Annotated in this window: 23 protein-coding genes; 7 read left to right on the forward strand and 16 right to left on the reverse strand. The window is 74.5% G+C overall.

Annotated elements, in window-relative coordinates; translation table 11 throughout:
* Positions 1–167: 167 nt before the first annotated feature.
* The gene (locus PGB27_RS27970) at positions 168–767 is read right to left on the reverse strand and encodes a hypothetical protein (protein ID WP_274203729.1); all 600 of its coding nucleotides are present in this window, start codon (positions 765–767) and stop codon (positions 168–170) included.
* Between the two features lie 296 nt (positions 768–1,063).
* Between PGB27_RS27970 and PGB27_RS27975 the strand changes: the two genes are divergently transcribed.
* Positions 1,064–2,671: an SDR family oxidoreductase gene (locus PGB27_RS27975; protein WP_274203730.1), complete on the forward strand. Its 1,608-nt coding sequence runs from the start codon at positions 1,064–1,066 to the stop codon at positions 2,669–2,671.
* A 6-nt stretch (positions 2,672–2,677) separates the two neighbouring features.
* On the opposite strand, the gene PGB27_RS27980 is transcribed toward PGB27_RS27975, so the two are convergent.
* Complete coding sequence (locus PGB27_RS27980; RefSeq protein WP_274203731.1) at positions 2,678–3,553, reverse strand: aldo/keto reductase; 876 nt, start codon at positions 3,551–3,553, stop codon at positions 2,678–2,680.
* 119 nt (positions 3,554–3,672) lie between these two features.
* Positions 3,673–4,611 carry an NAD-dependent epimerase/dehydratase family protein gene (locus PGB27_RS27985; protein WP_274203732.1) on the reverse strand — a complete coding sequence of 313 codons (939 nt, stop codon included), beginning with the start codon at positions 4,609–4,611 and terminating at the stop codon, positions 3,673–3,675.
* Between the two features lie 44 nt (positions 4,612–4,655).
* Between PGB27_RS27985 and cutA the strand changes: the two genes are divergently transcribed.
* A complete protein-coding gene (gene cutA / locus PGB27_RS27990) occupies positions 4,656–5,000 on the forward strand; it encodes a divalent-cation tolerance protein CutA (protein WP_274203733.1) in 345 nt (114 codons plus the stop codon).
* Between the two features lie 194 nt (positions 5,001–5,194).
* On the forward strand, positions 5,195–6,400 hold the full coding sequence (locus tag PGB27_RS27995) for an MFS transporter (RefSeq protein ID WP_274203734.1): 1,206 nt from the start codon (positions 5,195–5,197) through the stop codon (positions 6,398–6,400).
* Positions 6,401–6,403: 3 nt separating this feature from the next.
* Here PGB27_RS27995 and dnaB read toward each other — a convergent pair whose 3' ends face one another.
* From dnaB to PGB27_RS28040, 9 genes are all read right to left on the reverse strand, one after another.
* The gene (gene dnaB, locus PGB27_RS28000) at positions 6,404–7,795 is read right to left on the reverse strand and encodes a replicative DNA helicase (protein ID WP_408630133.1); all 1,392 of its coding nucleotides are present in this window, start codon (positions 7,793–7,795) and stop codon (positions 6,404–6,406) included.
* 624 nt (positions 7,796–8,419) lie between these two features.
* Positions 8,420–8,869, reverse strand: a complete 450-nt coding sequence (rplI, locus tag PGB27_RS28005) for a 50S ribosomal protein L9 (RefSeq protein WP_274203735.1) — start codon at positions 8,867–8,869, stop codon at positions 8,420–8,422.
* A gap of 11 nt (positions 8,870–8,880) precedes the next feature.
* A complete protein-coding gene (gene rpsR / locus PGB27_RS28010) occupies positions 8,881–9,117 on the reverse strand; it encodes a 30S ribosomal protein S18 (RefSeq protein ID WP_116707953.1) in 237 nt (78 codons plus the stop codon).
* A 39-nt stretch (positions 9,118–9,156) separates the two neighbouring features.
* On the reverse strand, positions 9,157–9,723 hold the full coding sequence (locus PGB27_RS28015; protein WP_274203736.1) for a single-stranded DNA-binding protein: 567 nt from the start codon (positions 9,721–9,723) through the stop codon (positions 9,157–9,159).
* The gene (gene rpsF / locus PGB27_RS28020) at positions 9,723–10,049 is read right to left on the reverse strand and encodes a 30S ribosomal protein S6 (RefSeq protein WP_274203737.1); all 327 of its coding nucleotides are present in this window, start codon (positions 10,047–10,049) and stop codon (positions 9,723–9,725) included. The genes PGB27_RS28015 and rpsF overlap by 1 nt, the downstream gene beginning before the upstream one ends.
* Positions 10,050–10,194: 145 nt before the next feature.
* On the reverse strand, positions 10,195–11,226 hold the full coding sequence (locus PGB27_RS28025; RefSeq protein WP_274203738.1) for a hypothetical protein: 1,032 nt from the start codon (positions 11,224–11,226) through the stop codon (positions 10,195–10,197).
* A 172-nt stretch (positions 11,227–11,398) separates the two neighbouring features.
* Positions 11,399–13,033 (reverse strand): glycosyltransferase family 87 protein, encoded by a 1,635-nt coding sequence (locus tag PGB27_RS28030; protein WP_274203739.1) that lies wholly within the window; start codon positions 13,031–13,033, stop codon positions 11,399–11,401.
* Positions 13,034–13,060: 27 nt separating this feature from the next.
* A complete protein-coding gene (locus PGB27_RS28035; RefSeq protein WP_274203740.1) occupies positions 13,061–15,922 on the reverse strand; it encodes a transglycosylase domain-containing protein in 2,862 nt (953 codons plus the stop codon).
* A gap of 89 nt (positions 15,923–16,011) precedes the next feature.
* Positions 16,012–16,419, reverse strand: coding sequence for a DUF5318 family protein (locus PGB27_RS28040; RefSeq protein WP_274203741.1), 408 nt, complete (start codon positions 16,417–16,419; stop codon positions 16,012–16,014).
* 184 nt (positions 16,420–16,603) lie between these two features.
* Here PGB27_RS28040 and PGB27_RS28045 point away from each other — a divergent pair, with 184 nt between their 5' ends.
* Positions 16,604–17,269: a PadR family transcriptional regulator gene (locus PGB27_RS28045; RefSeq protein ID WP_274203742.1), complete on the forward strand. Its 666-nt coding sequence runs from the start codon at positions 16,604–16,606 to the stop codon at positions 17,267–17,269.
* 56 nt (positions 17,270–17,325) lie between these two features.
* Positions 17,326–18,408 carry an inositol-3-phosphate synthase gene (locus PGB27_RS28050; protein WP_274203743.1) on the forward strand — a complete coding sequence of 361 codons (1,083 nt, stop codon included), beginning with the start codon at positions 17,326–17,328 and terminating at the stop codon, positions 18,406–18,408.
* Between the two features lie 172 nt (positions 18,409–18,580).
* Here the strand turns inward: PGB27_RS28050 and PGB27_RS28055 are convergent, their stop codons facing one another.
* The gene (locus PGB27_RS28055; RefSeq protein WP_274203744.1) at positions 18,581–19,492 is read right to left on the reverse strand and encodes a hypothetical protein; all 912 of its coding nucleotides are present in this window, start codon (positions 19,490–19,492) and stop codon (positions 18,581–18,583) included.
* A gap of 281 nt (positions 19,493–19,773) precedes the next feature.
* Entirely contained in the window at positions 19,774–22,668 is a 2,895-nt protein-coding gene (locus tag PGB27_RS28060; protein WP_274203758.1) for a leucine--tRNA ligase, read from the reverse strand.
* 175 nt (positions 22,669–22,843) lie between these two features.
* Between PGB27_RS28060 and PGB27_RS28065 the strand changes: the two genes are divergently transcribed.
* Complete coding sequence (locus PGB27_RS28065; RefSeq protein WP_274203745.1) at positions 22,844–23,323, forward strand: SdpI family protein; 480 nt, start codon at positions 22,844–22,846, stop codon at positions 23,321–23,323.
* A 1-nt stretch (position 23,324) separates the two neighbouring features.
* Here the strand turns inward: PGB27_RS28065 and PGB27_RS28070 are convergent, their stop codons facing one another.
* Complete coding sequence (locus PGB27_RS28070) at positions 23,325–23,813, reverse strand: DUF427 domain-containing protein (RefSeq protein ID WP_274203746.1); 489 nt, start codon at positions 23,811–23,813, stop codon at positions 23,325–23,327.
* Positions 23,814–23,919: 106 nt separating this feature from the next.
* Positions 23,920–24,510: a YqgE/AlgH family protein gene (locus PGB27_RS28075; protein WP_274203747.1), complete on the reverse strand. Its 591-nt coding sequence runs from the start codon at positions 24,508–24,510 to the stop codon at positions 23,920–23,922.
* Positions 24,511–24,690: 180 nt separating this feature from the next.
* Here PGB27_RS28075 and PGB27_RS28080 point away from each other — a divergent pair, with 180 nt between their 5' ends.
* Positions 24,691–26,154: an MFS transporter gene (locus PGB27_RS28080; RefSeq protein ID WP_274203748.1), complete on the forward strand. Its 1,464-nt coding sequence runs from the start codon at positions 24,691–24,693 to the stop codon at positions 26,152–26,154.
* Positions 26,155–26,538 lie beyond the last annotated feature (384 nt).

A 26,538-nucleotide genomic window follows, 5' to 3' on the forward strand; every position in this document is an offset into this window, starting at 1 on the left:
GGGCGGGACGGACTGGGCGGCGGCGCCGGGGCGGGCTCACCGGGGGCCCGACAGGACCGCGCGGGGGCCGGAGCATATCCCCGCGGGTCCCCCGGCTCCGGAGCGCGCCCGCCCGGGGCGCCGGGCCGCCCCACGGACGACCCGACGTTCGGTACCCGCCAGCGCCGTCAGCGACGCAGGGCGTGCCGGCCCGTCCGGACCTCCTCGCGCCGCCAGGCATGGCGCCCGCCCTCGGGCGCGGCGTCGCGCTCCTCGGCGGCCGAGCGGGGACGGCGACGACGCTCGGCGCGGCGGCGCAGCTCCTCCTCGGGCGACTCGTCCCGCGGCACCGACCGCAGGTCGGCGCGCTCCCGTCGCAGCCCCGCGGAGCTCGACCCGTCGAGCGCCGGCGGCGGCACCGTCGGCACCTCGCGCAGGCCCGAGCGGCGGCCCGTCGGGTCCTGCACCGGCAGCGGCCCCGAGCCGGGGTGCGGCTCCGGCACCGACACGCCGCCCCACGCGGGGCGGCGCGACCGGTCGACGGTCAGCTCCTGGAAGATCGGCGTCGGCTCGGCGTGCCCGAGGCGCGCCAGGGCCCGGTCGCCGTAGGTCCGGTCACCACCCGCCCGCTCGGGACCCGCCTCACCGCGCGGCCGGAGCGCGCCGACCCCGGCCCCCGGCCGCTCCAGCGGCGAGGGCTCGTCCCACACCCACGTCCCGTACGCATCCAGCCGCCACCCACCGGCCCCGTCGCTCGCGCCACCGGACCCCAGGTCGTCACGCCACACCCACACGTTCCTTCGACCTCCCCGACTGCTGATCGATCAGCTCGTCCTCGCCCGGCCGCCGAACGGCCGAACGACATCGAGCGTCTGGACCTCACAACGGCAGGGACGGGCGACGACTTGGGGCCCCACTTCGCGCGACACGGCCTGTTGCCCGCGACACGCCGATGGATCCCCCGAGCGTGTGTCACCCCGCGAGGTGTCAGGGAAGGTTTCGGACCTCGTGTGGGGGGCGCCGTCCCGGCCCGTGCGGAGCGGTCGGGCTGCGCGGCGGTCGGTCTCGCGCCACGATCGCCGACGTGCGATGCGTGGTCACGGGAGCGACGGGTTACATCGGCGGGCGGCTGGCCCCGCGGCTGGCCGCGGAGGGCCACGACGTGCGCTGCGTCGTGCGCAGTCCCGGCAAGATGCGCGACGTCCCGTGGGCCGCCGACGTCGAGGTGGTCGCGGGCGACGTGCTCGACGAGGAGTCGATGCGCCGGGCCTGTCAGGGCGCCGACGTCCTCTACTACCTCGTGCACTCCCTGTCCGAGCAGGGCTTCGCCGCCGTCGACCGGCGCGCCGCCATGATCAGCGCGCAGGCCGCCCGTGAGGCCGGGGTGTCGCGCATCGTCTACCTCGGTGGCATGCACCCCGAGGGCGTCGAACTGTCGGAGCACCTCGCGTCGCGCGCCGAGGTCGGCGAGATCTTCCTGCGCTCCGGCGTGCCGACCGTCGTGCTGCAGGCGGCGGTGATCCTCGGGTCGGGGTCGGCGAGCTTCGAGATGCTGCGCTACCTCACCGAGCGGCTGCCGGTGATGCTCACGCCGTCGTGGGTGCACCACCGCGTCCAGCCCATCGCGATCCGCGACGTCCTGCACTACCTCGTGCGTGCGGTGACCGTGCCCGCCGAGGTCAACCGCACCTTCGACATCGGCGGGCCGGACGTCCTGACCTACCTGCAGATGATGGAGGGCTTCGCGGAGGTCGCCGAGCTGCCCCCGCGCACGATGCTGCCGGTGCCGGTGCTGACGCCGCGGTTGTCGTCGCACTGGGTCAACCTCGTGACACCCGTGCCCCGGTCGACGGCCGTGCCGCTGATCGACTCCCTCATCCACGAGGTGGTGGCCCAGGAGCACGACATCGACCGCTTCGTCGCGCAGCCCGAGGGCGGGCTCACCGGGTTCCACCGCGCCGTCGAGCTCGCGCTGCAGCGCATCAGCAGCGGGCAGGTGGAGACCCGCTGGTCGGGCGCGAACGCGAGCTACGCGCCCTCGGACCCGCTGCCCTCCGACCCCGACTGGGCCGGCGGCACCGTCTACACCGACGTCCGCGAGCGCCCGTCCAGGGCGTCGGTCGAGCACGTCTGGGACGTCGTCACCGGCATCGGCGGCGAGCGGGGCTGGTACTCGTTCCCGCTGGGCTGGTGGGCGCGCGGGGTGATGGACCGCCTCGTCGGCGGGGTCGGTCTGCGCCGCGGCCGCCGGGACGCCGACTCGCTCAAGGTGGGCGACGCGCTCGACTGGTGGCGGGTCGAGGAGTGCCTCGACGAGCGCAGCACCGACCGGCGCGACGCCGTCGGACTCGAGCTGGCCGAGGGCGAGCGGCTGCTGCGCCTGCGCGCCGAGATGAAGGCACCGGGCCTCGCGTGGCTCGAGCTGCGCGTCGCCCCGACCGAGGAGGGCTCCACCTACCGGCAGCGCGCGATCTTCTTCCCGCACGGGCTCGCGGGCCACGCCTACTGGTGGGTGATCGCCCCGTTCCACGTGCTCGTGTTCGGGGGCATGGAGCGGCGCATCGTCGCCGCCGCCGAGCGCGTCGAGCGGGGCGAGGACCCCGAGCCGCCGCACGGCCTCGTCGCACGCCTCCGGGACCGGCGCGCCCGGCGTGACGCCGAGCGCGCCCGCCCGGTGCGCGCCGGGGCCTGAGGCTCCCTACGCCGCCGCGTCCAGGGTGGCGACGGTGCTGCGGTCGAGCTCGAGGGCCGCGGCGCCGCAGTTCTCCTCGAGGTGCTCGAGCGAGCTCGTGCCCGGGATCGGCAGCATCACCGAGCTGCGCTGCAGCAGCCACGCGAGCGCCACCTGCGCCGGCGTCGCGCCGAGGGCCTCGGCCGCACGCTCGGCGGCGTTGCCGGGCTCGGCGAGCTTGCCCGCGTCGGCCGGGGCCCAGGGGATGAACCCGATGCCGTGCTCGGTGCAGTGGCGCAGGACGTCGTCCGAGGACCGGTCGACGAGGTTGTAGCGGTTCTGCACCGACGCGACGTCGATGATCCGCCCGGCCGCCTCGATCTCGGCGACCGAGACCTGGCTCAGGCCGACGTGGCGCACCTTGCCCTCGCGCTGCAGGTCGGCGAGCAGGCCGAACTGCTCGTCGGCGGCGACGTGCGGGTCGATGCGGTGGAGCTGGAAGAGGTCGAGGGTCTCCACGCCGAGGCGGCGCAGGCTCATCTCGCACTCCTGGCGCAGGTAGTCCGGGCGCCCGCACGGGATCCACTTGTTGGGTCCGGTGCGCAGCAGGCCTGCCTTCGTCGCGACCGCGACCCCGCGGTAGGGGTACAGCGCGTCGCGGACGAGCTCCTCGCTGACGTACGGGCCGTAGGAGTCGGCCGTGTCGACGAAGTCCACCCCGAGGTCGACGGCGCGGCGCAGCACGGCCACCGCGTTGTCCGGGTCCTTCGGCGGACCCCAGATGCCCTCACCGGTCAGCCGCATGGCGCCGTAGCCCAGCCGCCGCACCGTCAGGTCGTCGCCCAGCGTGAACTCACCGGAGGCGGCCACGACGCCGTGCCCGACCCCGCTGTCGTCGGTCATCAACTCACCCTCTCCCCGGCCGCGTGTGTCCCGGCCGTGTGCCGTCCAGCCTGGCACTAGCGGTCCGCGCACGTGGGCGGGCGTGTCCCATCTCCCACCCGACCGGTCAGTCATCCCCCTCAGGCGGAGACGGCGGCCATCCAGCGGGCCGTGGCCTCCAGTCCCTCGGCGATCCCGCGGGCCTCCACGCCCAGCGCGCGGGCGTGGTCGTCGCGCACGCGGTAGCCGCCGAGCCGGCCGTAGACCACCGACCGGTCGGCGAACGGCGGGGCGTCGGGGGAGAGCTCGCTGCCCTCGGGGAGCGCCCGCACGCGGTGGGGGCTGCCGGCCAGCTCGCAGTAGGTGTCGAGCACCTCGGGGAACGACGCCACCTGCCCGCACAGCACGTAGCGCCGGCCCGCCTCCCCGTCGGTGAACGCGAGGAGCTCGCCGGCCGCGATGTCCTCGGCCAGCGTCCAGCCGACGCGGGTGTCGACGATGTCGCCGACCTCGCCCCGTGCCGCCGCGACGAGCAGCTGGTCGTAGCTCAGCGGACCGCGCGGGGAGGGCCCGTAGGCGTTGACGACGGTGGCGACGACGGCGTCCACCTCGCCAGCGGCCACCGCGTCGAGCACCACCGCCTCGGCCTCGGCCTTGGTCGCGGAGTAGGTGTCGGTGAGCGCGGTGCCGCCCGCGGCCTCCTCGGCGACGAGCAGGCCGGGGCCGTCGGGGTCGGGCACGGCGATCGCGGCGCTGGTCGAGGTGTGCACGAGCCGCCGGACCCCGGCCCGCCGCACCGCCTCGACGACCCGCCGTGTCCCGCCGACGTTGAGCTCGTGCGCCTCCGGGCCCGGGGCGCCCACCGCGGCGGCGAGGTGGAAGACGCCCTCGCAGCCGTCCATGGCGCGGACCAGGGACTCGCCGTCGGCGAGGTCGGCGGCCACCCGCTCGACGCCGTCGGGCAGGACGTCGGCGCGCGCGGGGTCGCGCACCACGGCCCGCACCGCGTACCCCCGCTCGTGCAGCAGCGTGACGACCGCCGACCCGACGAACCCGGTGGCACCGGTGACGAGGAGCATCGGCGCATCGTGGCACGGACCGACGCCCCCCGGAGGCTCTCCCGATGTCTGACGCACCCACCGCCCGCGTCGTGCTGACCACCACCGACTCCGCCGACGAGGCCGAGCGGCTCGCCCGCCTGCTCGTCGACGCGCACCTGGCCGCGTGCGTGCAGATCGGGGCCCCGGTGCGCAGCGTCTTCCGGTGGGAGGGCGCGGTGTCGGTCGAACCGGAGTGGCAGCTCTGGATCAAGACCGACGCCGCCCGCGTCGACGACCTCACCGCCCGCCTGGTCGCCGAGCACACCTACGACGTGCCCGAGGTGCTCGTGCTGCCCGTCGTCGGGGGACACGGGCCGTACCTGGGGTGGGTGACGGAGGAGACGGAGCCTGCGGAGCTCGACCGTTGAGGGAGCGACGGAGCCTGCGGAGCTCGACGATTGACGGAGGAGACGGAGCCTGCGGAGCTCGACCGTTGAGGGAGCGACGGAGCCTGCGGAGCTCGACCATTGAGGGAGCGACGGAACCCGCCGATCGCTGACGGGATGCCCGTGACGAACGAGACCGAGCGGGCAGGGCGCCGCGACCGTTAGCCTCGGCAACGATGTCGACGTCGGTGGGACCCGCGACCCCGGCGGCCCTGCGCCGCGGCGAGCCCGGTTTCCGCCCGGTCGCGATCGGGCTGTTCTTCGCGGGCTTCACGACGTTCGCCCTGCTCTACGCCACACAACCGCTGCTGCCGGCGCTCGTCGACGCCTACGGGATCACGCCGGGGGCGGCGTCGCTGTCGGTGTCGGTGAGCACCGCGGCCGTGGCGGTCGGCATCATCCCGGCCAGCGCGCTGTCGGAGCGGTGGGGCCGCCGGCCGGTGATGATCGGGTCGCTGGTCACCGCGGTGGTGCTCGGCCTCGCCGCGGCCGTCGCACCCGCCTTCGAGCTGCTGCTCGTCCTGCGGGGACTCGAGGGGCTCGCGCTGGCCGGGCTGCCGGCGGTCGGGATGGCCTACCTCGCCGACGAGATCGACGGCCGGCACCTCGGCGGGGCGATGGGCCTCTACGTCGCCGGCAACTCGGTCGGCGGCTTCGGCGGGCGCATCGTCGTCTCCGCCCTCGCGGACCTCACCGGTTCGTGGCGGTGGGCGCTCGGCGGGATCGCGCTGGTCTCGGCCGCCTGCCTCGTCGCGTTCACGCTGGTGCTGCCCGCCTCCCGCCGCTTCCGCCCGGCGCCCATCGGCGTGGGCGTCCTCCTGGGTGAGGTGGCTGCGCACCTGCGCGACCCCGTGATGCGCCGGCTCTTCGCGGTCGGCCTGCTGGTCATGGGCGTGTTCGTCTGCGCCTACAACTACGTGACGTTCCTGCTGCTCGGCCCGCCCTTCCGGCTGCCCCCACTGGTCGTCGGCTTCGTGTTCGTGCTCTACGCCGTCGGCACGGCCACCTCGACCCGCGCGGGACGGCTCGCCGACCGCGTCGGTGCCCGGCCGGTGCTGCTCGGTGCGGCCGGGGTCGCCGCGATCGGGGCGCTGGCGATGCTGACGTCGTGGGTCGGCGTCGTGGTCGCGGGCCTCGTGCTGCTGACCGTCGGCTTCTTCGCCGCCCACCCGATCGCGAGCGCGTGGGTCGGCCGCCGCGCCGAGCACGGCCGCGCCGTGGCGTCCGGGCTCTACCTGGCAGCGTTCTACGTCGGCTCCTCGGTGGGCGGGACCCTCGGCGGCGTCGCCTACGGCCTCGCCGGCTGGCCCGCCACCGTCGGCTTCATCGCGGTGCTCCTGGCGCTCACCGTCACCGTGGTGTGGCCGCTGCGGTCGCGCTGACCGCTATCCCCGCGCGATGTCGCTGAACCGGCTGTAGTGCAGCTGGTGGGCCACGGTGATGGTCGCCGTGGGGCCGTTGCGGTGCTTGGCGAGGATGAGGTCGGCCTCGCCGGCGCGGGGATCATCGCGCTCGAACGCGTCGGGGCGGCTGATGAGCATGACCATGTCGGCGTCCTGCTCCAGCGACCCCGACTCGCGGAGGTCGGAGAGCATCGGCTTCTTGTCGGTGCGCTGCTCCGGACCACGGTTGAGCTGGCTGATCGCCACCAGCGGGACCTCGAGCTCCTTGGCCAGCAGCTTGAGCTGACGCGAGAACTCCGAGACCTCCTGCTGGCGGGACTCGACCTTCTTGCCCGAGGTCATCAGCTGCATGTAGTCGAGGATGATCAGCTTCAGGTCGTGGCGCTGCTTGAGCCGCCGCGCCTTCGCCCGGATCTCCATGATCGTCATGTTGGGCGAGTCGTCGATGAACAGCGGCGCCTCGCTGATCTCGCTCATCCGCCGCGCCAGGCGCGTCCAGTCGTCGTCGGTCATGGTGCCGGCGCGCATGTCCGCCAGGCGGATCTTCGCCTCGGCCGAGAGCAGGCGCATGACGATCTCGGTGCGGCTCATCTCCAGGGAGAAGAACGCCGAGGTCAGGCCGTGCTTGACGCTTGCTGACCTCGCAAAGTCCATGCCCAGGGTCGACTTGCCGATGCCAGGCCTCGCGGCCACGATGATCATCTGGCCGGCGTGGAGGCCGTTGGTGACGTCGTCGAGGTCGGTGAAGCCGGTGGGCACGCCGAACGAGACCCCGCCGCGCGAGGCGATGGCGTCGATCTCGTCCATGGTCGGCTGGAGGACGTCCTCGAGCGCGACGTAGTCCTCGGTGACCCGGCGGTCGGTGACCTCGTAGACGGCGGCCTGGGCCCGGTCGACGATGTCGTCGGTGTCCGACCCCTCGGCGCCGTGGTAGCCGAGCTGGACGATGCGCGTGCCGGCCTCGACGAGGCGGCGCAGGATCGCCCGGTCGGCCACGATCTCGGCGTAGTAGCCGGCGTTGGCGGCCGTGGGCACCGTCGCGATGAGGGTGTGCAGGTAGGGCGCGCCGCCGATGCGCAGCAGCTCGCCGCGCTTCTCGAGCTCGGCCGACACCGTCACGGGGTCGGCGGGCTCGCCCCGGCCGTACAGGTCGAGCACGCACTCGTAGACCGTCTGGTGGGCCGGCCGGTAGAAGTCGTCGGGCTTGAGCATCTCGACGACGTCGGCGATCGCGTCCTTGGACAGCAGGATGGCGCCCAGCACCGACTGCTCCGCGGGGATGTCCTGCGGCGGCTGCCGGTCGAATTCCGGCGGCGCGGAGCCCGGTCGCTCCGGACCCCGCCCGGACGTCCCCCGATCGTCCAGCACCGCCACGACGGTCACTTCCCTCCGCTCGCCCCGGACAGGCCTTCGACATCTACACCCGTCGAACACCTGTTCTAGCAGTGCTCTCCGACAGCCACCGAGGTCCCGCCGGGCCGGCGCGTGCCGGCGGCCCGTCGGCAGCCGTCGCGACCGCGTCCCGGGGCACGCTAGGTGCCCGGCGATCGCCGCTCCACCAGGCCCTGGGGATGGAGTGGGGACAGCCCCGGGATCGGTCCACCGAGCACACCCTCGCGGTGGGCACACACCTGGGGACAACCTGTTGGCAACACCCTCATCGGTCTCATCTGTGCTGGTCAGGGGCCTGTGCGCACTGTGGACAACAAGTGGATGGAGGCCCGTCCGGCGCGTCGTCCCGGGGCGTGTCGCCGGGGTGTTCACCCGCTCGCGGGGCGTGTCGAGCCGAGCGGCGGGCCCGGCTCGCCGGGCGGGCGCCGGTGGGTGGTGCCGTGGGATCGACGGGTGCTCGCGAGCTGATCGTCGGGTGGTCGTCGGGTGATCGAAGTACCGATACGGACGTCCAGTGTCAGCAACGGCACTTCGCTGACAAACCCCCGGACACACGTCGGGCCCGGCACCACGCAGGTGCCGGGCCCGAGGTGGGAGTGCGAGCGGTCAGGCGCCCTGGACGTCCAGGGGAAGGTCGACCGCGACGTCCGGGTGCAGCCGGACGGTGACCGTGTGGTCGCCGGTCGACTTGATGTGCCCGGAGATGTCGATGAACCGCTTGTCGAGGTTCGGGCCGCCCTGCGAGCGGACCGCGGCCACGACGTCGGCCGGGGTGACCGAGCCGAAGAGGCGCCCGCCCTGGCCGGCCTTGCCGGTGACCGTGACGGTGCCCAGGCCCTGGATCTGCCCGGCGACCTCCTTGGCGTGGTCGAGGTCGCGGATCCGCTTGCCCTCCTGGGTGCGGCGGATCGTGTCGACCTGCTTCTGCGCGCCGCGGGTGGCGACGATGGCCAGCCCGCGGGGCAACAGGAAGTTGCGGCCGTAGCCGTCCTTGACCTCGACGGTGTCGCCGGGGCCGCCCAGGTTGGCGACGTCGGCGGTGAGGATGAGCTTCACGTCGTCCTCCCTCAGCGCGCCGTCGACGTGTAGGGCAGCAGGGCCATCTCGCGCGAGTTCTTCACCGCGGTGGCCACGTCACGCTGGTGCTGGCTGCAGTTGCCCGACACCCGCCGCGCCCGGATCTTCCCCCGGTCGGAGATGTACTTCCGCAGGAGGTTGGTGTCCTTGTAGTCGATCAGCTGGTTCTTGTCCTTGCAGAAGGTGCAGACCTTCTTCTTCGGCTTGCGCACCGGCGGCTTCGCCATGGTGTGTCTTCTCCTGAGCAGAACTGGGATGTGTGAGGTCTAAAACGGGGGCTCGTCGTCGTAGCCGCCGCCCGACGAGCCGGCGGCCGGGGCCGAGGCCCACGGATCGTCGGACCCGCCGTAGCCGCCGCCGGACCCACCGGAGCCGGAGCCCCCGGAGCCGTAGCCACCGCCGCCGTTGCCGCCGCCGGAGCCGTAGCCCCCGCCGCCACCGCCGCCGTACCCGCCGCCGCCCTGGCCGCGGGAGGCCTTGGTGACGGACGCGGTGGCGTAGCGCAGCGAGGGGCCGACCTCGTCGACCTCGAGCTCGATGACGGTGCGCTTCTCGCCCTCGCGGGTCTCGAAGGAGCGCTGCTTGAGGCGTCCCTGCACGATCACCCGGGCCCCGCGCGTGAGCGTCTCGGCGACGTTCTCGGCGGCCTGGCGCCAGATGTTGCAGCGCAGGAACAGCGCCTCGCCGTCCTTCCACTCGCCGCTCTGGCGGTCGAAGGTGCGCGGCGTCGACGCGACCGTGAAGTTGGCGACGGCGGCACCGGACGGCGTGAACCGCAGCTCCGGGTCGGCGGTGAGGTTGCCGACGACGGTGATGACCGTGTCGCCGGCCATCAGCTCGCCTTGCCGCGGCGCCCGGCGAAGGCGGGGTCGCGGCGCATGACCTTGGTCCGCAGCACGGACTCGTTCAGCGCGAGCTGCCGGTCCATCTCCTTGACGGTGGCGGGCTCGCAGTTGACGTCGAGGACGGCGTAGATGCCCTCGGCGTTCTTCTCGATCTCGTAGGCGAGGCGGCGACGGCCCCACACCTCGACGTTCTCGACCGTGCCGCCGTCCTTGCGGACGACGTTGAGGAACGTCTCCAGGGACGGGGCGACGGTGCGCTCGTCGAGGCTCGGCTCGAGGATCACGACCAGTTCGTAGTGGCGCACGAGGACCACTCACCTCCTGTGGGCTGAGCGGCCACGGACGTTCCGTGGCAGGAGGGTCTCGGTCCTGTCAGGCTACCAAGCTGCACGCGACGGCCCGCGAGGCCCTACCGGCTCCGACGCAGCAGCCCGCCGGACGGTTCCGTCGGATCGCGGCTCAGGCCGGGACGGGGGTGCGGCCGACGGCCGGGGTGCGCACGGCGTCGGCGTCGGTCGCGTCGGCGTCGGTCTCGTCGGCGTCGGTCTCGTCGGCGTCGGTCTCGTCCGTGTCCTCGGCCTCGTCGACCTCGCGGTCCTCGGCCGTGCCCACCGCGCGCGTCGCGTCGGTGACGCCGTCACTCGCGCCGGTCTCGTCCTCCGGCGCCGCCGCCGAGGAGACGGACGACGCCACCGCGGCCTTGCCGAGCACGAGGCGGCGGACCGTGAAGGCCGCGACGCCCGAGAGCGCGAGGACGGCGATCAGCGCGGGCACGCCCACGCCGCCGTCGCTCAGGCCGTCCACCGGCAGCGCCTGGACCTGGCTCGCGGTGGTGACCGCGCTGGCCGGGTCGTAGCCGAGGTAGGCGGGGGCGCCGGCGCGCAGGCCGGGGAACGCCGAGCCGAGCAGCGCGTTCGGGTCGAGGGCGCGCAGGCCCGGCGCGGGGCCGGAGGCCGAGCGCAGGAACGACGAGGGCAGCGCGCCGAAGGCGGGCGCGAACGCCGGCGCGGCGGCCGCGGCCTGCTGCGGGGTCAGGGTCGGCGCCGGCGCGGCGGCGGCGGGCGCGGGCGTGCGGGCGGCCCGGGACGCGGAGGTCGGCGCCTCCTGCGGCTCGGGGTCGAGCACCGCGCCCGCGCTGCGGCTGAGCTGGTCGGTCGCCGGGCGCAACGGCGGGGCGGCCTGCGCGACCTGCTCGGAGACGGGCTCGACGACCTGCACCTGCACGCGGCAGAGGAGCCCGCCGACGAGCTTGGTGATCGGCTCCATGCCCCGGGTGACCTCGCGGACGATCGGCAGTCCGAGGTCGGGGATCACCTTGACGGTTTGGCCGGGCTCGGCGCGCACCGTGTCCCCGCAGCGCGCCTCGACGACGTCGTCGGCGGCCGGCGCGGCCGGCGCCGCCAGCGCGGACCCGGCACCGAGGAGCAGCGAACCCGTCAGGACGCCGCCGGCGAGGGCGGCCGTCAGCAGGCGGGGAGCACGCAGCGCCATGAAGGGGACCTTTCTCCATCTGCCCGGGGGAGTGCCGGCGGAGCCCCACGGGGGAGCGGGCCGACCGGCGGCACGTGGTGACCAACGAGGAGGTCGCCCGGTGGTGACGCAGAGCCTCACCCGCCCGCCGAGCTCGTCGCCCTGCGACACGCCCGCCGGTGCGGACCCGCCCTCATCGAGGGACTGCAGTCCGCTCCCGCCCTCGCCGAAGCAGACGCCCGACGGGGCGACCGACGGTGTCGAGCACGGCGTCGGCGTAGGCCAGGCGGCGCGCCTCGTCGGGGGCGCCGTCGAGCACGCCGCCGTCGGGGTCGTCGAGCCCGCGGGAGAACGACGGGTCGCGCGGCGTGCGGATCGGGTCGTACTCGGGACGCAGGACCGACCGCACGACCAGCGCGGCGACGGCGAGGACCGCGACGTCGCGCACGATCACCGCACCGTAGAACCAGGGCGCGGGCAGACCCTTGGCGTCGGTGCCGAGGTAGTAGTACATCCGCGGCGCCCACACCAGCGCGTCGAGCAGCATCCACGCCAGCAGCGGGCGCCACCGCGGGTACGCGAGCACCGCGAGGGGCACGAGCCACAGCGAGTACTGCGGGCTCCACACCTTGTTGGTCAGCAGGAACGCCACGATCACGAGGAACGCGATCGCCGCGAACCGCGGCCGCCGCGGCGCGCGCACGACGAGCACCGCGATCGCCAGGCAGCAGACCGCGAACAGGACGGCGCTGACGGCGTTGAGCACCGTCGGCGGCTGCCCGGGCGCGAGCGGCCCGTCGAACCCGCTCCAGCCGGTGAGGCCGGCGACGACGTTGTACAGCGAGTCCGGGTCCGCGCCGCGCTCGCCGTTGAGCCGGAAGAACTCCCACCAGCCCGCGGGCGCCAGGTAGGCCACCGGCAGGTTGAGCAGCGCCCACGCCAGCACCCCGGCCGCGGTCGCCTGCGCCCACGCCCGCATCCGTCCCGCGCGCAGGCACAGGAGCAGCAGCGGGAAGAGCAGGAACAGCGGGTAGAGCTTCGCCGCCGCGCCGATGCCGAGGACGACGCCGGCCAGCACCGGGCGGCGCCGCGACCAGGCGAGCATCCCGAGCGTGGCGGCGGCGACGGCGAGCGTGTCGAAGTTGGTGAACGCATGCACCGCGACCAGCGGCGACACCGCGGCCAGCGCGGCGTCCCACGGCCGCCCGGGTCGCAGGCGGACGAGCGCCCAGATCGTCACCAGCCAGGCGAGCGCGAGCCAGAACGCGGAGATGTCGAAGTAGACGACGACCGCGAGCCCGCCCGGGAGCAGGCCCGCGTCGGCGCCGGCGAGCCAGAGGTCCGCGAGGCGCGCGTTGGCCCACTGGAAGAACCCGGTGAGCACCGGGTACTCCATGTAGCGGACCTGCTCGCTGCCGTCGTCGCGGCGGTCGACCCACGAGGTCACGTACGGCACGCCGCCGACGTCGAGGCGCTCGGCGGTGTAGAGCGGGACCGTATCCGAGTAGCACATCGCGACGTACTGGCGGCCGTCGCGCCAGTCGAGCTCGAGCCCGTCGTCACCCGGGTACTGCTGCAGGCACGGCGCCTTGGCGAACCAGGCGAGCGCCAGCACGACGACCGCGAGCAGCAGCACCACCCGCAGCGGGGTAAAGAACCGCGCCCGGCCGGCGACGGCGTGCTCGCCCAGCGGTCCGCCGATCGTCGCCGAGAGCGACGCGACGAACGGGTCCTCCTGGGTGGGCCGCACCCGCTGGTCGGGGCCGAGCGAGGCGGGGTCGTGGGTGCGCGCCCGCGACGAGCCGGAGCGCGCGGGAGCGCCGGTCACGCGACCCCGGCGCCGGGCCGGTGCCGGTCAGCCACCACCGAACAGACCGCCGCCGCCACCGTCGCCGCCGCCACCGTCGCCGCCACCCTGGCCGCCACCCTGACCGCCGCCGCCGTCGCCGCCACCGCCGTCGCCGCCACCCTGGCCGCCACCGTCGCCGCCGCCCTGACCGCCCTGGTCACCGCCGCCGTCGCCGCCGTACTGGCCCTGGTCACCGCCGTAGTAGCCGCCCTGGTCACCGCCGTACTGGCCCTGGTCGCCCTCGTAGCCACCCTGGTCGCCGCCCTGGTCCTGGCCCTCGGGCGGGCACGGCTGGCCCTCGACGCACTGCCCCTCGGGCGGGACGGTGGGCGTCGTCTGCGGCGGGGTGCCGATCGGCCGGAACTCCGAGAACTGCTCGACGGGGTCGCCGCGCAGGGCGTCGTTCATGAAGCCCTGCCAGATCTGGCCGGGCACGCCGCGCCCGTAGATCGGCGCGCCGCCGCGGTTCTTGATCGGCGTGTTGTCGTCGGTGCCGACCCAGACCGCCGTGGAGATCGAGGGCGTGAACCCGACCATCCACGCGTCGTTGTTCTGGCCCTCCACCGACGACTGCACGGTGCCCGTCTTCGCGGCCACCGGACGGCCACCGGCCAGCGGGATCCCCGAGTGGTCGGCCACCTGCAGCATCGCCTCGGTGACGTTGCGGGCGAGCTGCTGGGTCATCCGCGTCTCGCCCGCCGGCGCGCCGGCGTCGAACAGGACGCGTCCGTCGGCGGTGGTGACACGGCTGACGAGGTGCGGACGGTGGTAGACGCCGTCGGCCGCGAACGTGCCGTAGGCCGCGGCCATGTCGCCGGGCCGGACCTCGCGGTCACCCAGCGAGATGCCGCCCGAGGGGTTGGGGAGCTCGGCGCTGATGCCGGCCTGGTGCGCCGCGTCCGCCACGCGCTGCGGGCCCACCTGGACGCCGAGCTGGTAGAAGACGGTGTTGATCGACTGCGTCATGGCGGTGCGCAGGTCGCAGTTGGCGCAGTTCTCGCCCTCGTTGTTCTCGACCTCGGTGCCCGCGATCGTCTGCGGGCTCGAGCCGTCGAACGTGGTGCCGAGACCGATCGGCGACGGGTTGCGCTGCAGCCCCGCGAGCAGCACGAACGGCTTGAACGACGAGCCGGGCTGCCGCTGGGCCTGGGCGTAGTCGAACCCCGAGCCCTCCTGCCCGCCGTAGTAGGCGAGCACCGCGCCCGTGCGCGGGTCGACCGACACCAGCGCCGTGCGCAGGTTCTGCGGCTGGCCGCGCAGCTGGCGCTCGACCGACTCGACGGCCTCGTCCTGCAGCTCCGGGTCGATCGTCGTCGTGACCTGCAGACCCTCCTGGTTCACCTGCTGCTCGGTGATCCCGTAGGAGTTCAGCTCGTCGCGCACCGCCGAGACGATGTGGCCGCGGTCGTTGGCCGGGATGCCGCTGCGCCGCGGCTGCGGCGGGATCGTCGCCGGGAACGTCTGGCCCGCCCGCTCGCCGGCGGGCAGCCAGTTCTGGCTCACCATGCCGTCGAGGACGAAGGTCCAGCGCTGCTGCGACATGCCGGGGTCGACGGCCGGGTCCCAGCGCGACGGCGACTGGATGAGCCCGGCGAGCATCGCGCCCTCGGAGACGTTCAGCTGCGAGACGTCCTTGCCGAAGTACGACTGCGAGGCGGCCTGGATGCCGTAGGCGCCGCGGCCGAAGTAGATCGTGTTGAGGTAGTTGCCGAGGATCTCCTCCTTGCTCTGCTCCTGGGAGATCTTCGCGGCGATCACCACCTCGCGGTACTTGCGCCAGAGCGAGTACTCGTCGCCCACCAGCACGTTCTTGACGTACTGCTGCGTGATCGTCGACCCGCCGCCGGTCCCACCGGTGGCCTGGTTCCAGGTGGCCCGCAGGATGCCGACGGGGTCGAAGCCGAGGTTGGAGTAGAAGGATCGGTCCTCGGCCGAGAGCACGGCCTGCTGGACGTGCAGCGGCACCTGGGTGATCGGCACCTTGATCCGGTTGCCCTGCTCGGGCACGAGCGAGGCCAGCGACGACCCGTTGGCGTAGGAGATCGTGGCGACCTGGTTGTTGGCCGCGTCGTCGGGCGTCGGCACGCGGAAGAAGATCCAGCCGACCGCGAACGCGAGCACCGGGCCGAGGATCACCAGGCCGAGCAGCAGGACGACGACGCGCCGGAGGCGGCGCCCGCGACGCTTCGGCACGGGGCCGGGTGGGCCGGGTCGGCCGGGCCGGCGCCCACGCGGCGGCTCGTCGCCACCGTCGTCGCCACCGCCGGGTCCGCCGGGACGCGAGCGCGACGGGGCCACCGCGGTGCCGGAGAGCCCGCCGGCGGCCATGGCGGCACGCGACGACCCGGCCGCGGCGGTCGGCGCCATCGCTCGGGTGGCCGAGCCGTTGCGGCCCTCGTCCCCGCCGCGGGGGCGCGCGGTGTCGTGGGTCAGCAGGCGCGGCTCGCGGACCGTCTCGCGCCCCTCGGGCGGTGTGACGGTGCCGACGGCGCTGCGGCGCGCGGCCGGCGCCGCCGACGTGGCCGGCGCGGCCGACGTGGCTGTGCCGTTCGTGACCGTCGGGGCGTCGCCGGGGTCGTGCTCGTGCTGGCGGGTGGGGTTCTGCGACGGAGGGACGGGACGCCAGCCCGGGGGCAGGCCGCCGTCGGGGTGCGGGACGCCGTTGCGGGGCCCCGGCGGGCGCTGCCCCGGGCGTCCGGGAGCCGGCGGTGGGCCGGGCGGTGGTCCCGCGGGCGGGCGACCGGGACCGCCGTGCGGACCGGGCGGGGGACCACCGCGGGCGGACCGGGGCGGCGGCGCGGGTGGGGTGCCGCGGTCGGGCGCGGAGGGTCGGGTGCCCCCGCGGTCCGTGCGCCGCTCGTCGTCCACCGATTCGCCTCCCGATGCCGGGTGGTGCCCCTTGTTCAGGCCCCCGTGGGCCCTCCCGTCGGTCCCGGGGCCCCGATCGGCCGGAGCCGTCAGGGGGAGGCGGTCCGGCGTCGCCGGCGGCCTCCTCCCGACGCGTCGTCGGTCCCCAAGACGTATGACTGTACGAGGTGGTTCCACCGGCACGACCGGCAGACCTCCACGACGTGGACGGTGAACTCGCTGATCGCATCCGCCAGACGGCTGATCTCGTCGGCGGATCGAGCGGATCCGGCGGCCGCACCGAGGCGTTCACCGAAGATCCAGTTGACCTCGACGATCGGTTCCTGCCGGCAGAGCGGGCACGGCCGGGCGGTGGGCCGGCCGTGGTACGAGGCGGCCTGGAGCAGGTAGACCCCCGCGTCGCAGGCGTCGGCGGTGGCCACGCGGCCGGCCGCGACGTCCGCGAGCACCGCGCGGCGCTGCAGCGCGTAGTCGACCACCTGACGAACTCCCGGCACGACGCCAGCCTAGCCACCGCGGCCCGGTCCGTCCCGTGCTCGCGAGGGGCCGGAGGGTGGGCGGACTGTGACGTGATCGCCGATCGGGGTCGCGTGATGTATCGGTCCGATATGGTCGTCGCAGAGGTCGCCGTGATCGTCGCGACGACCCGGCGATGGGCACGCGCGAGGGGGGAGGCGGCCGGTGCTCGAGCTCGCGGTCCTCGGCCTGCTCCACGAGGCACCGATGCACGGCTACCAGCTGCGCAAGCAGCTCCACGCCCGCCTCGGCACCTTCCGCGCGTTCTCCTGGGGCTCGCTCTACCCGACCCTGCGCCGGCTCCAACGTGCCGGACTGATCGCCGAGACCACCGACACGGCCGACGACACCGCCGACGAGGGCGCCGAGACCGCCGCGTCCTCCCGATCCCGCTCCTCGCGCTCGGCGTCCCGCAGCTCCTGGGGCGCGAAGACGCGCCGCGGGCGGCGGGTGTTCGAGCTGACCGCCGAGGGCAAGGACCGCTTCGACGAGCTGCTCGCCGAGGTCGGTCCGCAGGCCTGGGACGACGAGAGCTTCGGCATCCACCTGGCCTTCTTCTCCCGGACGCCGGTCGACGTGCGCATGCGCATCCTCGAGGGCCGGCGGCGCCAGGTGGAGGAGCGCCGCGAAGGGTTGCGCTCCACGCTGTCCCGGGCCGGCGAGCAGATCGACCACTACACCCGCGAGCTGCACCGCATCGGTCTCGAGTCCACGGAGCGCGAGGTCCGTTGGCTCAACGAGCTCATCGCCGCCGAGCGCGGCGAGAGCTCGCCGAGGAGCCCCGACGACGGGCCGGGCACCACCGCCGGCCCGTCCCCACACGGCGCCTGACACCCCACAGGTCCGTCACCCGTCACCCCCGAGGAAGAGACAAGAGGAGAACTGCCATGGGTTCGGTCCGAGTGGCGATCGTCGGCGTGGGCAACTGCGCCGCGTCGCTCGTGCAGGGCGTGCAGTACTACGCCGACGCCGACCCGGCCACACGGGTGCCGGGTCTGATGCACGTCGACTTCGGCGGGTACCACGTCCGCGACCTCGAGTTCGTGGCCGCGTTCGACGTCGACGCCAAGAAGGTCGGCCAGGATCTCGCCGACGCCATCGTGGCGTCGGAGAACAACACGATCCGCATCGCCGACGTGCCCCCGACCGGCGTGACCGTCCAGCGCGGCCACACCTACGACGGGCTCGGGCGCTACTACCGCGAGACCATCACCGAGGCCGACGGCGACCCGGTCGACGTCGTCGCCGCCCTGCGCGAGGCCCGCGCCGACGTGCTCGTCTCCTACCTGCCCGTGGGCAGCGAGGAGGCCGACAAGTTCTACGCGCAGTGCGCCATCGACGCCGGCGTGGCCTTCGTCAACGCGCTGCCGGTGTTCATCGCGTCCGACCCCGAGTGGGCGCAGAAGTTCACCGACGCGGGCGTGCCGATCGTCGGCGACGACATCAAGTCGCAGGTCGGCGCCACCATCACCCACCGCGTGCTCGCGAAGCTCTTCGAGGACCGCGGCGTCCACCTCGACCGCACGATGCAGCTCAACGTCGGCGGCAACATGGACTTCCGCAACATGCTCGAGCGCGAGCGCCTCGAGTCGAAGAAGACGTCGAAGACCAACTCGGTGACGTCGCAGATCGACCGCGACATGGGCAAGGGCAACGTCCACATCGGCCCGTCGGACCACGTGCCGTGGCTCGACGACCGCAAGTGGGCCTACGTCCGCCTCGAGGGGCGCGCCTTCGGCGACGTGCCGCTGTCGCTCGAGTACAAGCTCGAGGTCTGGGACTCACCGAACTCCGCGGGCATCATCATCGACGCCGTGCGGGCGGCGAAGATCGCGGCCGACCGCGGCATCGGCGGCCCGCTGCTCGCGCCGTCGTCGTACTTCATGAAGTCGCCGCCCGAGCAGTACCGCGACTCGGTGGCCTACGACCGCGTCGAGGAGTTCATCCGCGGCGAGCGCGGGCCCGCCTGACGCGTCGTCGTCGGCGCGCGGGGTTCTGAGCGAAGGGCACCTTCGATCGGATAGATCGGCGGAGGGCGCCCTTCGCCGGAAGCCTGGCGGGCAACAGTCGGAGCCAAGGGCCCCTTTGATCGATCTCGTCGATCGAAGGGGCCCTTGGCTCAGCACCGGGTCGGCGCGCCCGTCACGCCGCGCGAGCGTCGCGCGACCGGGCCTCCTGGATGGCGGCGCGCAGCTTGCGTCGGACGCCGTCCGGGTCCTCCCGCAGCTCCCTCGGAGTGACGGGGACGACGATGTACCCGGCCGCACCGAGCTCGCCCTGGCGCCGCATGGTGGCGTCGAACGTGTCGAGATCGGCGTGGTGCGCGAACGAGTGGAGCTCGATCACCAGCGGCACCCCGTCGACCAGTCCGTCGACGCAGGCGAGACGGGACCCGTCTGCCCGCCGGAGATCGGCGTTCCAGTGGACGACCGGGAAGTCGTCCATGCCGTTCACCAGCTCGCGCAGCCATGCCTCGGCCGCGGAACGGACACCGTCCTCGAGCTCGACGATCACGGCGCGCACGAGGGCGGACCCGCGACACGAGCCGGCCTCGATCTCCTCGCGCAGGGCGGAGACGGTCACCATGCGCCGCTGCACCGCCTCGCACAGGAGGGCGCGGACCTCGTCGATCCGAGCGAGGCGGCGGGCACCGTCCAGCACGGCCCGGGGCAGCGCGGCGCAGCGCACGTCGTCGAGCACACGGGACGGCGGCATCCGCGTCGTGCGTTCGGCCACCAGGAAACCCTCGGAGCGGTGCCGGCTCCTGTGGCCGATCAGGACGTGCACGAAGTCGTGCTCGGGCACGTTCTTCAGACCGTACAGCCGGCACGCGGCGAGCCCGGTGACGAGCGCGTCCTCCCCGGTCACGAGCAGCGCAGCGACGAGGCGCTGGTGGACGGTGAGCGTTCCCCGGGCGAGGGCCACGAGGCCGAGGAGCGGGCGCCACCACGAGCCCCCGACCTTGCGGCAACGGAAGGCGATCGTGCTCGACGGGACGCCGAGCGCGCGGAGATCACGGACGAGGATGAGGCCGTGGGGAGCGGCGTCGCGCACCGCATCCCAGTCGACCCGTGCACGACGAGGCATGTCGAGTTGGACGCAGCGGCCGCGCGGCCGGCTCCCGGTCTGAGCGAAGGGACCGTTCGCTCAGAACCAGGTGCGACTCAGGCCGGCGGTGAGCGGGTTCTGGCCGAGGGCGCCCTCCGCCGGTCTACCCGATCGAAGGTGCCCTTCGCTCAACCGGCGGGAGCTCGCAGCCGCGGCCGACCCGTGGCGAAGGGCGCCCCTCGCTCGTCTAAGCGATCGAAGGTGCCCTTCGCTCGACACCGCGAACCTCAGCGGACGATGTTGACCAGGCGCCCGGGGACGACGATGACCTTGCGCGGCTCGGCGCCGGCGAGCAGCTCGACCACCTTGGCGTCGGCGAGCGCGGCCGCCCGGACCTCGTCCTCGGTCGCCGCGGCCGGCACGGTCATGCGCGAGCGGACCTTCCCGTTGACCTGGATCGGGTACTCGACCGTGTCCTCGACCAGCAGCGCCGGGTCCGCCTCCGGGAACGGCGCGTACGCCAGCGTCTGCGGGTGGCCCAGCCGCGACCACAGCTCCTCGGCGAGGTGCGGGCACAGCGGCGCGAGCAGCAGCACCAGCGGCTCGATCACCGACCGCGGGGTGCCGCCGTTCGGGTAGGTCTTGGTCAGGTGGTTCGCCAGCTCGATGAGCTTCGCGACCGCGGTGTTGTAGTGCATCGCCGGCAGGTCGGTGCGCACGCCGTCGATCGCCCGGTGCAGGGCGGTGAGGGTGTCGCGGTCGGGCTCGGTGTCGGCGACGCGCAGCTCACCGGTCTGCTCGTCGATCACCAGGCGCCACACGCGCTGCAGGAAGCGGTGCGAGCCGACGACGTCGCGCGTCGACCAGGGGCGCGAGGCCTCCATCGGCCCGGTCGACATCTCGTAGAGCCGGAACGTGTCGGCCCCGTAGGCCTCGCACATCTCGTCGGGCGTCACCACGTTGCGCAGCGACTTGCCCATCTTCCCGTACTCCTGGCGCACCGGCTCGCCGTTCCACGTGAATCCGGTGGACGCGGAGGCGTCCTCGACGACCTCCTCGGCCGGTACGTAGACCCCGCGCGCGTCGGTGTAGGCCCAGGCCTGGACGTAGCCCTGGTTGAACAGCTTGCGGAACGGCTCGGACGACGAGACGTACCCGAGGTCGAACAGCACCTTGTGCCAGAACCGGGCGTAGAGCAGGTGCAGCACCGCGTGCTCGACGCCGCCGACGTAGAGGTCGACGCCGCCCGGGTCGCCGGGGCCCTGCGGGCCGAGCCAGTAGCGCTCGACGTCGGCGTCGACGAAGCGCTCCTTGTTGTGCGGGTCGAGGTAGCGCAGGTAGTACCAGCACGAGCCGGCCCACTGGGGCATCGTGTTGGTCTCGCGGAGGTAGTCGGCGAAGCCCCGCTCGGGGTCGGACTCCAGGTCCGCGGTGAACCGCACCCACTCGGTGGCGCGGGCCAGCGGCGACTCGGGCGAGGAGTCGCGGTCGTCGGGCGCGAACGACTTCGGGGCGTAGTCCTCGACGTCGGGCAGCAGCACCGGCAGGTCCGCTTCGGGCAGGGCGCGGGGGATCGAGGGCCCGCCGTCGCTCTCCCCGTCGGCCGCGTAGGCGATGGGGAACGGCTCGCCCCAGTAGCGCTGGCGGGAGAACAGCCAGTCGCGCAGCTTGTACTGCACCACCGGCTCCCCGTCACCGCGCCCCGCGAGCCAGGCGACGATCGCCGACTTCGCCGCGTCGACCTCCAGCCCGTCCAGGCTGATCTCGTCGTTGGCGGAGTTGATCGCCGGGCCCGCGCCGACGTAGGCCTCGCCGTCGAAGCCCTCGGGCGGCTGGACCGTGCGGCGGATCGGCAGGCCGAAGACCGTCGCGAAGTCCCAGTCGCGCTGGTCCTGGCCGGGCACCGCCATGATCGCGCCGGTGCCGTAGCCCATGAGCACGTAGTCGGCGACGAAGATCGGCAGCGGCTCGCCGTTGACCGGGTTGGTCGCCCAGGCGCCGGTGAAGACGCCGGTCTTGTCACGGGCCTCCTGGCGCTCGAGGTCGGAGCGCTGGGCGACGACGCGGCGGTAGCCGGCGACGGCCTCGGCGGGCGTCGCGGCGCCGCCGGTCCAGCGGCCGTCGAGCTCGTCGCCGGTGGGGGGCGACGGCCAGGCGTCCGGGGTCAGCGCGTCGACCAGCGGGTGCTCGGGCGCCAGCACGAGGTAGGTCGCGCCGAACAGGGTGTCCGGGCGGGTGGTGAACACCTCGATGGGGCCGGCGTCCGAGGCGAACCGGACCTGCGCGCCCTGCGAGCGCCCGATCCAGTTGCGCTGCATCGTCTTGACCGAGTCGGGCCAGTCGACGCCGTCGAGGTCGTCGGCCAGGCGGTCCGCGTACGCGGTGATCCGCATCATCCACTGGCGCAGGTTGCGCCGGAACACGGGGAAGTTGCCGCGCTCGGAGCGTCCGTCGGCGGTGACCTCCTCGTTGGAGAGCACCGTGCCCAGCGCCGGGCACCAGTTCACGGGCGCGTCGGCGAGGTAGGCCAGGCGGTGGTCGTCGAGCACCCGGTCCTGCTCGGGACGCGACAGCGTCGCCCAGTCGCGGCCGTCGGGCAGCGCGCGGATGCCCGCCGTCAGTTCGTCCTCGAGCTCGCTGATCGGGCGGGCCCGACCGGCCTCGGTGTCGTACCAGGACGCGTGGATCTGCAGGAAGATCCACTGCGTCCACCGGTAGAACTCGACGTCCGTGGTGGACACCGACCGGTGCTCGTCGTGGGCGAGGCCGAGCTGGCGGATCTGCGCGCGGTAGCGGGCGATGTTCGCCTCGGTGGTGGTCCGCGGGTGCGTCCCGGTCTGCACCGCGTACTGCTCGGCGGGCAGGCCGAACGCGTCGAAGCCCATGGCGTGCAGCACCGTGCGCCCGGTCATGCGCAGGAAGCGGCCGAGGACGTCGGTGCCGATGAACCCCAGCGGGTGGCCGACGTGCAGCCCGGCGCCCGACGGGTAGGGGAACATGTCGAGCAGGTAGAACTTCTCGCCCGCCGGGGCCGGCCCGTCCGGGGACGGGTTCGCGACGGCGAACGTGTCCTGCGACTCCCAGTGGTCCTGCCAGCGCCGCTCGATCTCGTTGGCCAGCGCGGCCGTGTAGCGGTACGGCGGGACGCCGCTGCCGCCGCCTGCGTCGGCGCGGCTCGCCACCTCGGGCTCGGCGGTCACGGCACTCCTCCTGGGTATCGACCTCGGGTCGTCCCGCGGGGAGGCCCGCGACCGGGTCCGGCGGTCCCGTCGGGGATGGTTCGCCGTCGACCCGCGCGCCGCGCCCCACGGGGCACCGCGGATCCCGCGAGGACACCGGCGAGCCTACTCTGGGGGTGTGATCGTCCCGGCCCTGGTCCTGGCGGTGGCGGCGCTCGTGGTGGGCGGCGCCGGCCTGCTCGCCCTGCGGCACCGCCTGCCGCGCAACCGCGTCCTCGGCGTGCGCACCGTGTGGACCATGCACAGCGTCGACGCGTTCCGCCGCGCCAACCGCGCCGCCGCGCCCGCCTTCGTGGGCGCCGGCGTGGCCGGGCTCGCGGGGGCGGGGACCGCGCTCGGCGCCGCGACGACCGGCGCCGGGGTGACGATGCTCGTGCTCGGGGCGCTCGCGCTGGTCGGGCTGCTGGGCGCCGGTGGCGTCATCGGCTCCCGGTTCGCCGAGGCCGAGCAGGCCGAGCACGAGGCCCTGGCGGCGATGCCCGCGACGCCGTGCACGGCGGGCGTGCCGGAGGAGCCGGAGGAGCAGGCGTGTGCGCCCGCCGCCGGCGCCTGCGGGGGCGCGTGCGCGATCTGCCCGCGCGCCCAGGCCGGCGCCTGAGTCACCAGCCCCAGGTGCCGGGCGCGCCCTTGAAGGGGCCGACGACGTCGCTCGTGATCCAGCCGCCGTAGAACCCGCCGGGCTGGGGCTCGACGCGCTCGCCGTCGAGGGTGATCTCGTCGAACGGCGCGGGGTAGAGCGCGACCCGGTCGGCCAGCTGGGGGTACACCGCGTCCTCGGGATACCACCAGCCGACCTCGGTCAGCGGCGCCGCGCCCGGCACGACGACGTCGACGTAGCGGGCCGTGCCCTTCCACTCGCACACCGTCCGGCGCTGCGCCGGTCGCAGCACGCCGTCGGTGAACGCGGTGCGCGGGAGGTACCAGGTCGGCGGGTGGCTCGTCTCGAGCACGCGCACCAGGTCGTCGGTGTCGGCGACGACGGTGCCCGCGTGCGTGACCACCGCGCGCCGGCGCACGGCCTCCGCCCGCGGGGGGCGCGGGTAGTCCCACACCGACTCCTGCCCGGGACCGGGTTCGACGCGTCGCACGGGCTCGACGCTAGGCCCGACCGGCCGTCCGAGCGCGGCGAGCGAACGGGGAGTTCGTGCGCGTAGAAGCAGCGAACAGCACGTTCGCTGCGGACGACCGGCGCGCTCAGTTCCGGCGCGGCTCGGTGACGTGGGTGGCGAGGAGCGCGAGGGGGACGCCCTGACGGCGCAGGACCCCGCCCCAGAGGTCGTAGCCGGCGGGGGCGAGGACGTCGTCGGGCAGGGCCGGCACGACGTACCAGTCGCCGCGCTGGATCTCGCCGGCGAGCTGGCCGCGGTCCCAGCCCGAGTAGCCCGCGAAGACGCGCAGGCCGCGGACGCGGGGGGCGAGGTCGTCGGGGTCGCCGTCGAGGTCGACGAGCGCGACCGGTCCGCGGACGCCGACGACGCCGCCGGTGCGGGCCGGGTCCTCGCCGGTGCGCAGGGCGGCGAGGCAGAGGGCGGTGCGCTGCTCGACCGGCCCGCCGACGAACACGGCGTCCGGGCTGCTGGTGTGCGGACCCCACGACGGCAGGACGTCGGCGACCGAGACCTCGCTGGGCCGGTTGAGGACGACCCCGAGGGTGCCCGCCGGCCGGTGGTCGATGACGAACACGACCGAGCGCGCGAAGTTGGGGTCGGTCAGGGTCGGGGAGGCCACGAGGAGCGTCCCCGCCTCGACCTCGGCCTGCTGATGTTCACCCACACCACTGGCCACGCGACCATCGTCGCACCGGCGCGCCGCGTCTCGGCAGGCACGGTCGCCGGTGGTGACGAGCACCTCCCGACCGGGCGCCGGCCCGCCGAGCGGGCCGTGGACAACGGGTCACCGAGGTACACCGAACGGCCCCCGCAGCCCCGGCCCGTTCCGGACACCGAGCGCGTAGCGTGGGCGCCCGTGCCCGTCGCTCCCGGCCCCGTCGCGCCTCCGAGGACCGGCACCACCCCCGCGCGCGGCCCGATCGGGCGGCTGCGCGAGCTGCTCACCCACCCCGGCTTCGGCAAGCTGCTCACGGTCCGGCTGGGCGCGCAGTGGGGCGACGGCGTGTTCCAGGCGGCCCTCGGGGGCCTCGTGCTGTTCAGCCCCGAGCGCGAGGCGGACCCGGTCATGGTCGCCCTCGGGCTCGCGACCGTGCTGCTGCCCTACTCGATCATCGGGCCGTTCGCCGGCGCGCTGCTCGACCGCTGGGACCGACGCCGCGTCATGATCGTCGCCGGCGCGCTGCGCGGCGTGCTGACGCTGCTCACGGCGGGGGTGGTCCTCGCCGGGGTCACGGGGCCGGCGCTCTACCTCGGCGCGCTGGCCACCATCGGTGTCAGCCGCTTCATCCAGGCCGGCCTGTCCGCGGCGCTGCCGCACGTCGTCGCGCCCGAGCACCTCGTCGGCGCGAACTCGCTGGTCACGACCTCGGGTGCGGTCGCGGCGGCGATCGGTGCCGGGTGCGCGATCGGGCTGCGCGGGCTCGTCGGGCCCCAGGACGCGGACGCGGCGTGGACCACGGCCGCCGCGGCGGTCGGCTCGCTGCTCATCGTGGCGGTGGCCTCGACGATCCGGCGCGGCACGCTGGGTCCCGACGAGCGCACGGAGGCCGCGCAGGCCATCCGCGCCGTCGCGTCGGGCCTCGTGGACGGCGCGCGGGCGGCCCGCGACGCCCCCGGGGTGCTCGCCGCGTTCGGCGCCGTCGCCGCCCACCGCCTGGCCTTCGGCATCACGACGCTCGTGGTGCTGCTGCTCATGCGCAACTCGCTGACCGACGTCGGCCCGCTCAAGGCCGGGATCGCGGGGCTGGGTGAGGTGGTCGCGGCCGTCGCCGCCGGCCTCGGGGTCGCGGCCGTGGTGACGCCGTGGCTCACCGGCAGGGTCGGGCGCGCCGGCACCGTGCGCGTGATGCTGGTGCTCGCGGCCGTGGCGCTGCTGGGGCTCGGGCTGCCGATGACGCTGCCCACGATCCTCGCCGGGTCGTTCGTCCTCGGGCTGGTGGGTCAGGCGATCAAGCTGTGCTCGGACGCCGCGGTGCAGCGCGAGGTCGGCGACGACGTGCGCGGGCGCGTCTTCTCGCTCTCGGACACCACGTTCAACGTCACCTACGTCGTCGCCGTCGCCGGTGCGGCGTTCGTGGCCCCGCCGAGCGGGCGCTCGCCGCTGCTGCTCGTGCTGGCCGCGGGCCTCTACCTGCTCGGGCTCGTGGTGCACGAGCTCGCCCTGCGGGCCGAGGGCCTCCGGGTGCCGCGGCGGGATCAGGGCGGCACCCAGCCCGCCGCCCCCTCGGCGACCGTCGCGTCCACCGCGCCGTCGCCGTCGGTGTCGACCAGCAGCACGTCCCAGCGCGCCGACGCCGACCCCGGCGCGCCCGACAGGTAGGCCAGCTCCGCCCGGCCGTCGTCGTCGGCGTCCACGAGCAGCTGGTCGGCGCGCCCGTCGCCGTCGAGGTCGCTGACCACCTCGGTGCCCGGCTCGTGGTCGGCGTCGACCGCCGCCCCGTCGAGCACCCCGTCGCCGTCGGTGTCGAGCGCGGGGTCGGCGCGGGCCGCGCGGCCGCGGACGTCGGTCCACTCCATCGCGACCCCCGCGGCGGGCGCCGCCGCGACGTCCAGGGGCGCCCGCGCGTCCCACAGCCCGCGGCCCGCCGGGTCGGTGTAGGCGTGGTCGGGCCGCCCGTCGTCGTCGAGGTCGAGCAGCGAGCGGTCGGCGGCGCCGTCGCCGTCGCTGTCCCACAGCGCGTCGTCGACCCGCCCGTCGCCGTCG

The organism is Actinomycetospora lemnae (assembly GCF_028737315.1).
GTDB lineage: Bacteria > Actinomycetota > Actinomycetes > Mycobacteriales > Pseudonocardiaceae > Actinomycetospora > Actinomycetospora lemnae.

Excerpts from the sequence above, each read along its gene's own strand:
- PGB27_RS27985 (WP_274203732.1), bottom strand. The coding sequence starts at position 4,611 with ATGCTCCTCGTCACCGGTGCCACCGGGTTCGTCGGGTCGGCGGTCGTC.
- cutA (WP_274203733.1), top strand. The coding sequence starts at position 4,656 with ATGTCTGACGCACCCACCGCCCGCGTCGTGCTGACCACCACCGACTCC.
- PGB27_RS27995 (WP_274203734.1), top strand. The coding sequence starts at position 5,195 with ATGTCGACGTCGGTGGGACCCGCGACCCCGGCGGCCCTGCGCCGCGGC.
- rpsR (WP_116707953.1), bottom strand. The coding sequence starts at position 9,117 with ATGGCGAAGCCGCCGGTGCGCAAGCCGAAGAAGAAGGTCTGCACCTTC.
- PGB27_RS28015 (WP_274203736.1), bottom strand. The coding sequence starts at position 9,723 with ATGGCCGGCGACACGGTCATCACCGTCGTCGGCAACCTCACCGCCGAC.
- PGB27_RS28050 (WP_274203743.1), top strand. The coding sequence starts at position 17,326 with ATGGGTTCGGTCCGAGTGGCGATCGTCGGCGTGGGCAACTGCGCCGCG.
- PGB27_RS28025 (WP_274203738.1), bottom strand. The coding sequence starts at position 11,226 with ATGGCGCTGCGTGCTCCCCGCCTGCTGACGGCCGCCCTCGCCGGCGGC.
- PGB27_RS27980 (WP_274203731.1), bottom strand. The coding sequence starts at position 3,553 with ATGACCGACGACAGCGGGGTCGGGCACGGCGTCGTGGCCGCCTCCGGT.